At 67.9% G+C, this 10,000-nt stretch carries 11 protein-coding genes (2 of these 11 running past the window's edge); 7 read left to right on the top strand and 4 right to left on the bottom strand.

Translation table 11 applies throughout. The features are described 5' to 3' along the window. Window positions 1-1,025: the 3' portion of an ABC1 kinase family protein gene (locus J2W78_RS00040; protein WP_253366916.1), read on the top strand. 607 nt of this gene lie to the left of the window's left edge; 1,025 of the gene's 1,632 nt are visible here — the last part of the coding sequence; its start codon lies beyond the left edge, outside the window; its stop codon occupies window positions 1,023-1,025. 247 nt (window positions 1,026-1,272) lie between these two features. Here the strand turns inward: J2W78_RS00040 and J2W78_RS00045 are convergent, their stop codons facing one another. After that, a complete protein-coding gene (locus tag J2W78_RS00045) occupies window positions 1,273-1,452 on the bottom strand; it encodes a hypothetical protein (RefSeq protein ID WP_003604447.1) in 180 nt (59 codons plus the stop codon). A gap of 146 nt (window positions 1,453-1,598) precedes the next feature. Here J2W78_RS00045 and J2W78_RS00050 point away from each other — a divergent pair, with 146 nt between their 5' ends. From J2W78_RS00050 to J2W78_RS00070, 5 genes are all read left to right on the top strand, one after another. Next, window positions 1,599-2,243, top strand: coding sequence for an FUSC family protein (locus J2W78_RS00050; protein WP_253366918.1), 645 nt, complete (start codon window positions 1,599-1,601; stop codon window positions 2,241-2,243). Between the two features lie 131 nt (window positions 2,244-2,374). Continuing rightward, window positions 2,375-3,547, top strand: a complete 1,173-nt coding sequence (locus tag J2W78_RS00055) for a zinc-dependent alcohol dehydrogenase (RefSeq protein ID WP_253366920.1) — start codon at window positions 2,375-2,377, stop codon at window positions 3,545-3,547. Window positions 3,548-3,839: 292 nt separating this feature from the next. Next, window positions 3,840-4,082, top strand: coding sequence for a hypothetical protein (locus J2W78_RS00060; protein ID WP_253366929.1), 243 nt, complete (start codon window positions 3,840-3,842; stop codon window positions 4,080-4,082). Between the two features lie 135 nt (window positions 4,083-4,217). Continuing rightward, complete coding sequence (locus J2W78_RS00065; protein ID WP_253366931.1) at window positions 4,218-4,469, top strand: hypothetical protein; 252 nt, start codon at window positions 4,218-4,220, stop codon at window positions 4,467-4,469. A gap of 419 nt (window positions 4,470-4,888) precedes the next feature. Beyond that, window positions 4,889-5,269 (top strand): hypothetical protein, encoded by a 381-nt coding sequence (locus tag J2W78_RS00070; RefSeq protein ID WP_253366933.1) that lies wholly within the window; start codon window positions 4,889-4,891, stop codon window positions 5,267-5,269. 88 nt (window positions 5,270-5,357) lie between these two features. Here J2W78_RS00070 and J2W78_RS00075 read toward each other — a convergent pair whose 3' ends face one another. The 3 genes from J2W78_RS00075 to J2W78_RS00085 form a co-directional block, all read right to left on the bottom strand. Then, entirely contained in the window at window positions 5,358-5,720 is a 363-nt protein-coding gene (locus J2W78_RS00075) for an STAS/SEC14 domain-containing protein (RefSeq protein ID WP_056199116.1), read from the bottom strand. 84 nt (window positions 5,721-5,804) lie between these two features. Beyond that, window positions 5,805-7,982 (bottom strand): primosomal protein N', encoded by a 2,178-nt coding sequence (locus J2W78_RS00080; RefSeq protein WP_253366935.1) that lies wholly within the window; start codon window positions 7,980-7,982, stop codon window positions 5,805-5,807. A gap of 83 nt (window positions 7,983-8,065) precedes the next feature. Continuing rightward, entirely contained in the window at window positions 8,066-9,235 is a 1,170-nt protein-coding gene (locus J2W78_RS00085) for an MFS transporter (protein ID WP_253366937.1), read from the bottom strand. Between the two features lie 240 nt (window positions 9,236-9,475). Between J2W78_RS00085 and J2W78_RS00090 the strand changes: the two genes are divergently transcribed. Next, a protein-coding gene (locus tag J2W78_RS00090) for an alpha/beta fold hydrolase (RefSeq protein ID WP_253366939.1) crosses the window boundary here: on the top strand, window positions 9,476-10,000 show its 5' portion. It continues 141 nt past the right edge of the window; the window shows 525 of its 666 coding nt (coding positions 1-525); it begins with the start codon at window positions 9,476-9,478; the stop codon falls past the right edge of the window.

Genomic DNA, 10,000 nt, shown 5'->3' on the forward strand with positions numbered 1-10,000 from the left:
GCGAGCTCGATCTGCTCAATGAGGCCCGCAACTGTGAGATGATCGCCGAGATCTTCGCCGGACGTGACGACATCGTCATCCCGAAAATCTTCTGGGAGTGGTGCTCCGAGCGGGTGCTCGTCCAGGAGTTCATCCACGGCATCTCGCCGAACGATGCCGCCGCGCTACGGACGATGGGAGCGGACAAGAAGGCGCTGGCGCAGAAGGGCTGCGACGCCTTCCTGCGCATGGCGCTGATCGAGGGTGTGTTTCACGCCGATCCGCATCCCGGCAACCTGCTGATCCTGCCCGGCAACCGGATCGGCTTCATCGATTTCGGCATCGTTGGGCGTCTGTCGCAGAAGCGGCGCCAGCAGCTCCTCGTTCTGATCGGCGCCATGCTCAAGCAGGATGTCGATGGCCTGATGGCCACGCTCCTCGATTGGACCGGCACATCGAATCCGGACCTGAGTAAGCTGGAACAGTCCGCCCAGAACTTCGTGCAGGCTCATTCCTCGATCCCGCTCAATCTCGGGCTCGTGCTCACCGACTTCATGACCATGGCCCGCGAGAACGATCTCGCGATGCCGACCGATCTGGCGATCCTGTTCAAGGGGCTCGTCACCGCCGACGGCGTCATGCGCCAGCTCGACCCCGCTTTCGACCTGTTCGCCGCCGCCGGCCCGACCGTGCGGGCGAGCATGCGCTCGCAATTCTCGCTGCGGGGCCTGATGCGCAAGGCGGAATCGCTTGGGACCGGCCTCTACGGCGCGGCCTCCGAGTTGCCGACGCTGATCCATCTCATGCTGGTGCGCCTCAAGCAGGGGCGCGTCACCGTCGAGATCGAGCTGAAGGGGATGGACAAGCTCGTGCGGGGCATCGAGCGGGGGGCCGCGCGGGTCGCCGTCGGCCTTGTTGTAGCGGCGTTCGCCACGCAGCTCGCGCCGCGTCTCATCGATCTCGGCACGCCGGCCTTCGTCATCATCGGGATGACGGTGGCGGTGCTCGGTATCGGCTGGCTGGTGTTGCTGAGCCGCGATCGTTGAGATCGTTCGGGCGAGACCCGGTGCTCTGAACGGACGATCCGCCTCGAGGCGAAGGGCGCCATGACTTCCGTGGCGGATGGGCGCGCGGCCGCCGCCCGGAAGGGCGGGGCCGGTGCTGTCGCGGGGGGCGAAAGCCGGGTCTCATACCAAATCCGTTTGATCCCTTCGGGATGGCGGATTTGGGCTTCGCTCAGGCGCCGCGCGGGCTGGCTGATCCGGTCCCCGCTTGGATCAAGCGGAAACCGTATCAGGCCCGGATGACAGGCTTGGCCTTGAGAGCGGCGGCCAGCGCCTTGAGCTGGCGGTCGAGATCGGCCAGTTCGTTCAGGGCGATGGTCTTGTGCCCCGCCTTCACCGCGCGCTCGATATCGCTGACCTGCGAGGAGGCCATGCGCTTCAATTCAATCGCGAGTTGGTCCCTGGTCATCGGCGCTCCTTTCGTCACCAGGCTCGATGGGCCGGTGATAGGCGCTTAGGCTTAACCGGGAGTTTTCTCCGGGGCTTTCGCGTTCACCGTTCCGATCGTTCAAGCCTGCCATCCATCACGTGGCCGAAAGCTTGAAGGGAGGGCGGATGCAGGCCGAACAGGCTTCCTACCATGGGCAGGAAAAGGGAGAGGGCGCTACGGAGCGCGCCGCCGCGGAGGCCGCCGTCGAAAAGACGCGCCGGGCCGACCGCGACACCAGCCGCATCCGCTGGCTGCGGGATCAGGTCACGCGGCTGCGCAAGCGCCTGCCGCTGCGGCGGCGCTTCTCCGGCGGGCTCGCGCATGGCGTAATGTCGGCGGTCGCTGCCATCGTTGCTTACCTGCCGACGCAGGTGCTCGGCTTGCGCGAAGGATTCTGGGCGGCGATCACCGCGGTCGCCGTCGCGCAGACTGAGTTCGGCGCGACCCGCTCCACCGCCCGGGATCAGTTCACCGGTGCCGCGATCGGCGGACTGATCGGGCTTTCCGCCTACCTGACCCTGGGACCGTCCCTGCCGACCTACGCGGCGACGGTCGTGCTCGCGATCATCGCCTGCTGGCTCGTCAACGTGGCGAGTGCCTGCCGGCTGGCCGGGATCACCGCCACCATCATCCTGCTGGTGCCGCATCTCGGGCCGGTGGAGCGGATGGCGGGATCGCGGGTGCTGGAAGTCGGCTGGGGCGTGTGCGTGGCGATCGGCACGGTCTGGCTCGTGACCCGCTTGAACCGGAGACTCGGGATCAAGCTCTGACGGCGGCCGGCTGCAAGGATATTTGAAGGGCGTCCGCCGGGAAAAGTCGGGCGGGAACTTGGCCGTATGCCTCGGGGGTTCCTGAGACGATGCCCTTTGAGGCACCGCCTTTCCCACTTCGAGGACATTTCATGAAAGCATTATGCTGGCACGGGAAAGGCGACATCCGCTGTGACACGGTGCCGGATCCCACGATCGAGGATTCCCGCGACGTCATCATTAAAGTGACGTCCTGCGCGATCTGCGGCTCCGACCTTCACCTGATGGACGGACAGATGCCGACGATGAAGTCGGGCGACGTGCTCGGCCACGAATTCATGGGCGAGGTGGTCGAGGTCGCCGCGGGCTTCACCAAATTCAAGAAGGGCGACCGCATCGTCGTCCCCTTCAACATCAATTGCGGCGAGTGCCGTCAGTGTAAGCTCGGCAACTTCTCCGTCTGCCAGCGCTCTAACCGCAACGCCGAGATGGCGGCGGCGCAGTTCGGCTTCACCACCGCCGGCCTGTTCGGCTACTCGCACATCACCGGCGGCTATGCCGGTGGACAGGCCGAGTATGTGCGCGTGCCCATGGCCGACGTGGCGCCGATGAAGGTGCCGGACGGCATGGACGACGAGTCGGTCCTGTTTCTCACCGACATCCTGCCGACTGGCTGGCAGGGCGCCGAACATTGCGAGATCAAGGGCGGCGAGATCATCGCCGTATGGGGCGCGGGGCCGGTCGGCTTGTTCGCGATCCAGTCAGCCAAGATCATGGGCGCCGAGCGGATCATCGCCATCGACACCGTGCCCGAGCGTCTCGCGCTCGCTGGCAAGTACGGCGCGACCGACATCATCGACTTCGCCAAGGAAGACGTGTTCGAGCGCATCAAGGAAATCAGCAAGGGCGAGGGCGCCGATGGTGTCATCGACTGCGTCGGCATGGAGGCCAGCGCCGGCCACGGCGTCGCCAGCGTGATCTCGACGTTGCAGGAGAAGCTCACCTCGACCGAGCGGCCCTATGCCCTCATGGAAGCGATCCGCGCCGTACGGCCCTGCGGCATCGTCTCGGTGCCCGGCGTCTACGGTGGGCCGATCCCCGTCAACATGGGTGCGATCGTCCAGAAGGGCCTGACCCTCAAGAGCGGTCAGACCCACGTGAAGCGCTACCTCGAACCGCTGACCAAGCTGATCCAGCAGGGCAAATTCGACACCGCTTCGCTGATCACTCACCGCTCTGCCGACCTCGCGGACGGGCCCGACCTCTACAAGACCTTCCGCGACAAGAAGGACGGCTGCGTGAAGGTCGTCTTCCATCCGAACTGAAAACACTGAAAAGAGCGGTTTCGGAGCGAGCCATGGCGCGCAAGGACGGTTTGAAATTCGGCGATCTCGGCTCGCGGGCCGCCCATCTCTGCGTCGATGCGCAGCCGATGTTTTCCGAGAAGACCGACTGACGCACGCCCTGGCTCGCCCGCATCCTGCCGAACATCGAGCGCATCGCCGCCGTCCATCCGGCGTGAACCGTATTCACCTGCTTCGTGCCGATCCGCTCGGCCGAGGAGGGCCGGGGGGGCATGGCGGCGCTACTCCGAGCACTGGCCCAAGATGACCCTGGATGCGTTCGGACCCGAAATGGTCGATTTTGGTGCCGAGCGTGACCCCTTTTGTGCCGCCCGCCAAGGTGATCGACCAGATCGTTGACTCCCCCTCGATGGAGCCCGAACTCGCCGGTTTGCTGGAGGCGGTCGACACCCTCGTGGTGACGGTTGGCGAGACCGATGTGGGCGTGGTGGCGACCATCCGCTCACCACAGCGGCGTTCGTCGCCGGCGTCGGGTTCGTTGCGGCGGCACGCCTGATCGGCGGCACCCGCCACTGCTGATTCCGGCCCTTGGACGGCCCCTCGTTTCGACACGCGCTTCGCCGAACCGGCATCCACCTCGGTGGAGCGCACTGCAAGCTCAACCCGATGGATGCCCCGAAACGGATTCGACGTGGCGAGCCTGAACACAACCCTGGACATCTTTTCGGCGCTGCTCGCATCCGAGCAACCGGTTCCGGTCGGCGAGGCCGACGAAGCAATCTGGGCCTATCTCGCCGCGTTCGGCGGCCTCGATGCGCAAGTGCGAGCCCTCGACCGGCTCGCGCAGGGCGTGGCCGGTCTCGACGCCACGTCCGCCTTCATGTCGAGCCTGCGCGACGCCCTCGATCGTCACCGGGCGCGCCTCGCCGAACCATCCGCCTGACGGCTCTCCTCAGAACCGCTTTCGCCAAACGCGGAGCTGGCCACTCGCACCTGCTTTCAATCGGGCTTGCCGCCTCTCCTGGTGGAGCAGTGCACCCTGCGCCGATCAAGGGATGGGGCGACCCCGTCGAGTGCATACGCTTGGCTATCTCGTATCTTCAAAATGCGATTCCACAGTCTTTAAGGCTGCGCTTGCAACACTGTGGTGCATAAAAGGCGCGAATGGCGACGCTTATGTTTCGAAGACGCATCAATCCCTCGGCGAACAGCCGTGGTTTGTTATCAGGAGCAATCATTCGTTGGCGTCATATTATCGCCTCTTGTTTCCGTAGAGTGCCGGTATCTCACAGATCGACGGTACGGAGAGCGCAGGCGACGGCGCACCGTACGCCTCACTCGCGTCGCTGAGTTGGATGCTGCATGCTCAAGTTCGCCCTCACCGCTGCTCTGGCCGCCGCGCTCGCCTCGCCGGCGATGGCGGGGGATTTCGATGGGACGTGGTCGGTTCAACTCGTGACCGAAAGCGGCATGTGTGATGCCCAATACAGCTACACCCTGGCCGTACGGGATGGACAGGTCCGCCCGGTCACCGCGGTGGCCTCCGGCGGCACCACGGTGAGCGGCCGTGTCGGAGCGGATGGGGATGTCGGCCTGAACGTCGCGGCTTCGGCCGCGAACGGGACCGCCTCGGGCCGGCTCCAGGCCCGCTCGGGCTCCGGCACGTGGCGCGTTTCCGGCGGCCTGTGCACCGGCCGTTGGGTGGCCAAGCGCCACACGCTCCGGACCGCGCTCGCCGAGTAATCTGATCGTCTGCCTTTCGAAAAGAGGGGGCGAGCCCGCAAGGCTCGCCCCCTCTTTATGCGTTCGTGCGGGAGCGGTCCCTGCGCCGTCAGGCGGCCGCTTCGAGCCAGGCCCGCGCCTCGCCGATGCGGGCACGCTCGAACACCTTGATCTGCACCGGCGAGACGAAGCCGAAGGTCTCGGCCACGGCCTTGAGCCAGGTCGCGTCGGTGACGAGGGCGACGTGGCTCACGCCCTTCATCATCGAGATGCCGAAGCGCGGATCCTTGAAGAAGGCGGCCGGCTCCATACCCTCGAAGCTGCGGATGTCCTCCAGGAGCTTGATGCGGCCGCCCTTGTCGAGGTCGGCCTTCATCGCGGTCATGACCGTGTTCATCTCCTCATCGGAGATCTTCCCGTCGACGACGATCTCGGCGATGGCGGAATCGGGCTTCTTCTCATAGGTCAGCAAGGTGCGGCGCTCCTCGAATGAGCCGAGGACGAGCGCGTTCGCAGGAGATTGCGAGCGACCTCGGCCGACGGCGGACGGACGCGATTATAAGAAGCTCTGCGGGTCCACGTCGATTGCGACCTTGAGGTTACCCCGCGGCTTCGGTCCGCGCGCCAGCCAATCCCGCAGATAGCTCTGCACGTCGATGCCGCGCTCGGTCTTCACCAGCAGCCGGAATCGCCAGCGCCCGCGGATCAGGGCAAGCGGCGCCTCCGCCGGCCCGAGCACGGAGACGCCGGGCGGCGGTTCGGCGACGCGCGCCAGCGCCTGCCCGTGCGCCTCAGCCTTCTCCCGCTCTTCCCCGGAGACGATCAGCGCCGCGAGCCGTCCGAACGGCGGCAGCCCGGCTGCCTCGCGGGCATAGATCTCTTCCTCGTAGAAGCGGTCGGCATCGCCTGAGAGCAGTGCGGCGATGACCGGATGCTCGGGCTGGTAGGTTTGCACCAAGGCCCGTCCCGGCCGCTCGCCGCGCCCCGCACGTCCCGTCACCTGCTGCAGGAGCTGGAAGGTGCGCTCGGCCGCGCGGGGATCGCCGGAGGTCAGGCCGATATCGGCGTCGAGGACGCCGACGAGGGTCAGGTGCGGGAAGTTGTGGCCCTTGGCCACGAGCTGCGTGCCGACGACGATGTCGCAATCGCCCGCCGCCACCGTCTCGAGCTCCTGCCGCAGCCGCTCGGCGCCGCCGGGAAAGTCGCTCGACAGCACGACGATGCGCTGATCGGGAAAAAGCTCGGTCACCTCCTCGGCGATCCGCTCGACGCCGGGCCCGCAGGGCGTGAGATGATCGAAGGCGCCGCACTCGGTGCAGGCCTCGGGCTTTCGCTCGGCGTATCCGCACTGGTGGCAGACCAGCGCGCGGCGGAAGCGGTGCTCCACGAGCCAGGTTGAACAGTTGCGGCACTGGTAGCGGTGGCCACAGGCCCGGCACAGGGTGAGCGGCGCGTAGCCCCGGCGGTTGAGGAACAGCAGCGCCTGATCGCCCGCGGCCAGCGTCGCCTTCACCGCGTTCACCATCGGCGGTGACAGGAAGCGCCCGCGCTCCGGCTTGTCGAGGCGCATGTCGATGGCTGCGATGTCGGGCATGGGCCGGCCTCCGAAACGGCCGGGGAGCGCGATGTGGCGGTAGCGCCCGCTCTGCGCGTTGACCCGCGACTCGATCGACGGCGTGGCCGAGGCAAGCACCACCGGGCAGCCCTCGATCTTGCCGCGCACCACCGCCATGTCGCGGGCGTGGTAGTGGACGCCGTCCTCCTGCTTGTAGGCGGTCTCGTGCTCCTCATCGACGACGATCAGGCCGAGATTCCGAAACGGCAGGAACAGGGCCGAGCGCGCGCCGACCACCACCGAAACCTCGCCGGTGGCCACGCCCGCCCGCAGCCGCTCGCGGCGCTTACCGCCGATGCCGGAATGCCAAGTCGCCGGCCGCACCCCGAAGCGCCCGGCGAAGCGGTCGAGAAACTGCGCCGTCAGCGCGATCTCCGGCATCAGCACCAGGGCTTGCCGCCCCTGCCGCACGCACTCGGCCACCGCCTCGAAATAGACCTCGGTCTTGCCCGAGCCGGTAACACCTTCGAGGAGGATCGTCTCACCGGTCGCGGCATCGGCGGGGGAAGGGGCGTTCGCGATGAGGGCGTGCGCCGCTTCCGCCTGCGCGTCGGACAGCGGCACCCGCGGATGGTCCGGGTCCGGCGGCAGCGCCACGGGTTCGGGCATCAGCGCCACGGTCTCCAACGCGCCGTCATCGATCAGTCCATCGACCACGCTGAGCGACACGCCGGCCTCCTTGGCGAGCGCGCTCTTGCCCCGCACCGCGTTGTCGGCGGCCACCGCCATCACCTTGCCGCGCGCGACCGTCTGCCGGCTCGGCGGCCGGCCGGCGGCACGCACGCCGACCCGCGGCGCCTCGTTGCGGGCGGCCTCGTCGGGCAGGCGCAGGGCCATGGCGAGCGCCGAGCCCTTCGGCGCCAGGGTGTAGCGCGCCAGCCAATCGACCAGCTTGCGCAGGGACTCCGAGAGCGGCGGCGCCTCGACCTTGCCCGTCACCGGCCGCAGATTTCCCCCCGAGGCTCGCTCGTCGAGGCCCCAGACCACGCCGATCGTTTCGCGCGGACCCAACGGCACCTGCACGATGTCGCCCTCGGCGAGGGTCAATCCGGCCGGCACCGCGTAGCTGTAGGCGGTGTCGAGCGCGAGCGGGATCAGGATGTCGGCGACGGCAGGCATGGGATCACGAGAAGAGAATCACGAGAGCGGTCAATTTTGTTCTATATATGTTCTGGAAAACGAAGGCGAATGCGGCCCGGCCCTTATCGGATGTCCGAGAGCCTCCGCGCAACGGGAACAGCCGACAGGCTCACGGCGGCCATCACCCAGAACCCTTTCCCGCCGACATGATCGTAGAGGACGCCCGAGAGCAGCAGCATCAGCGCGGAGGCGAGCCCGAGACCGAAGGTGCCGTAGACCGTCAGCGCCGTCGCCCGGCGCTGCTCCGGCACGATCTCCACGATCAGCCGCAGGCAGGCGAGATGCAGGAGCGCGAAGGTCAGCCCGTGCAGCGCTTGGATCAGGACGAGGCCGGGCAGCCAAGAGGTCTGCGCCTGCACCGCCCAGCGCAACGCTCCGGCAAGGGCCGCGAGCGCCAGCGCCCGATCCGGACCGATCCGCGCCAGCAGCCGCGGCCCGAGCCAGAGGAACACCGTCACCTCGGCCAGGACCGCTTCCGCCCAGAGCAGGCCCGCCACCCGCGGCCCGATTCCCGCCGCCTGCCAGACGATGACCGCGAAGGCGTCGTGCATCGCATGCGCGCCGATCACCAGGGCGGCGGCGAGGACGAGCCGGCGGAAGCGGGCATTCGCGGCAAGCGCCACGAATTTGCCGCCCGCGTCCTCGGCCGCCATCACGGGCGCGGCGGTCCGCGCGAGGCGCAATGCCAGCGCGGCCCCGGCGGCGAAAAGGACGCCGCAGGCGAGAGGGCCGGCGCCGTAGCCGAAGATCCCGATGCTGTAACCGGCAAGGACGGTGATCGCGATGAAGGCAGCCGAGCCGGCGCCGCGGATGCGGCCGTAAGCGGCCCCGTCGCGGTTGCCGGCAAGCGCCACCGTATCGGCCAGCGGCGCGAGCGGCGCGGTCGCTGCGGCCTGGGCGAGGGCGATGGTGAACAGCAGGAGGAAGCCGTGGCCGCCGAGGAAAGCGAGGGTCAGCACCGCAGAGAGGGCAAGTCCTCCGGCCAGGAAGGCCGGCACGGCGCCGTGCCGGTCGGCGAGCCGGCCGATCAGCGGTCCGGCGGCAAGCCGCACCAGCATCGCGGCGGAGAGCAACGGTCCGATTTCGCCCGGTCCCAATCCCCGCGCTTCGAGGAACGCGGGCAGGAACGGTGAGAGCGCACCATAGGCGCCGTAGAGCGTGGCAAAGAGCAGGAGGAGGCGGCCCGAACCGGTCCGTCCATCGCACGCCATGCCTTCCTCGGTCGCCGACACCCCGCACGCCTCGCGATCAATCCCTGCTGCGACGATGCCAGGGAATGCCTGCTGATCGAAGTGCGGCAAGCTGCACTCTGCCAGTATCGACGGCCAATCCGCCGTTGACGCGCAAGCGCGAACCCGCAGCATCATTCGGAGAGATGGTTGAGTTCTTCATCGATGCGTCGGAAAAACGGGACGATGACCGCTCTCCTTTGCAACGCATTCGCCGACGCGACGCCTGCGCTGGCGTAGGCCATGATCGAAACGAGCGCCGACGGGACCGAGGGCGTCCTCCTTCTGCACGGCATCGCCCGCCGCGCCGCCTCCCTACGCCCGCTGGAGCGCCGGCTGACACGCACCGGCTATCTCACTCTCAACCCCGATTATCCGGCGCGCCGGCTCGGGCTCGCCGACATGGCCGAAGGAATCGCGCCCACGGTCGCGGCCTTCGGTGCGGACGTGACGCGCCTTCACATCGTCACCCATTCCATGGGCGGTCTCGTCGCTCGCGTGCTACTATCCCGGCACCGGCCGGACAATCTCGGACGCGTGGTGATGCTGGGCCCGCCCAACGGCGGCAGCGAGATCGCCGATGCGCTGCACCGCCTCGCGGCCTACCGCCGCTTCTTCGGTCCGGCCGGTGCCGAGCTCGGCACGGAGCGCGGGGCAGTGCAGGCAAGCCTCTCCGGCCCGGTCGATTACCCGCTCGGCATCATCGCCGGCAGCCGCAGCCTCTATCCGCTGGCCTCACTGCTGCTGCCGGGGCCGAATGACGGACGC

Origin of the sequence: Methylorubrum extorquens (genome assembly GCF_024169925.1) — a bacterium.
Lineage (GTDB): Bacteria > Pseudomonadota > Alphaproteobacteria > Rhizobiales > Beijerinckiaceae > Methylobacterium > Methylobacterium extorquens_A.

Excerpts from the sequence above, each read along its gene's own strand:
- J2W78_RS00055 (WP_253366920.1), top strand. The coding sequence starts at position 2,375 with ATGAAAGCATTATGCTGGCACGGGAAAGGCGACATCCGCTGTGACACG.
- J2W78_RS00060 (WP_253366929.1), top strand. The coding sequence starts at position 3,840 with ATGCGTTCGGACCCGAAATGGTCGATTTTGGTGCCGAGCGTGACCCCT.
- J2W78_RS00045 (WP_003604447.1), bottom strand. The coding sequence starts at position 1,452 with ATGACCAGGGACCAACTCGCGATTGAATTGAAGCGCATGGCCTCCTCG.
- J2W78_RS00070 (WP_253366933.1), top strand. The coding sequence starts at position 4,889 with ATGCTCAAGTTCGCCCTCACCGCTGCTCTGGCCGCCGCGCTCGCCTCG.
- J2W78_RS00080 (WP_253366935.1), bottom strand. The coding sequence starts at position 7,982 with ATGCCTGCCGTCGCCGACATCCTGATCCCGCTCGCGCTCGACACCGCC.
- J2W78_RS00050 (WP_253366918.1), top strand. The coding sequence starts at position 1,599 with ATGCAGGCCGAACAGGCTTCCTACCATGGGCAGGAAAAGGGAGAGGGC.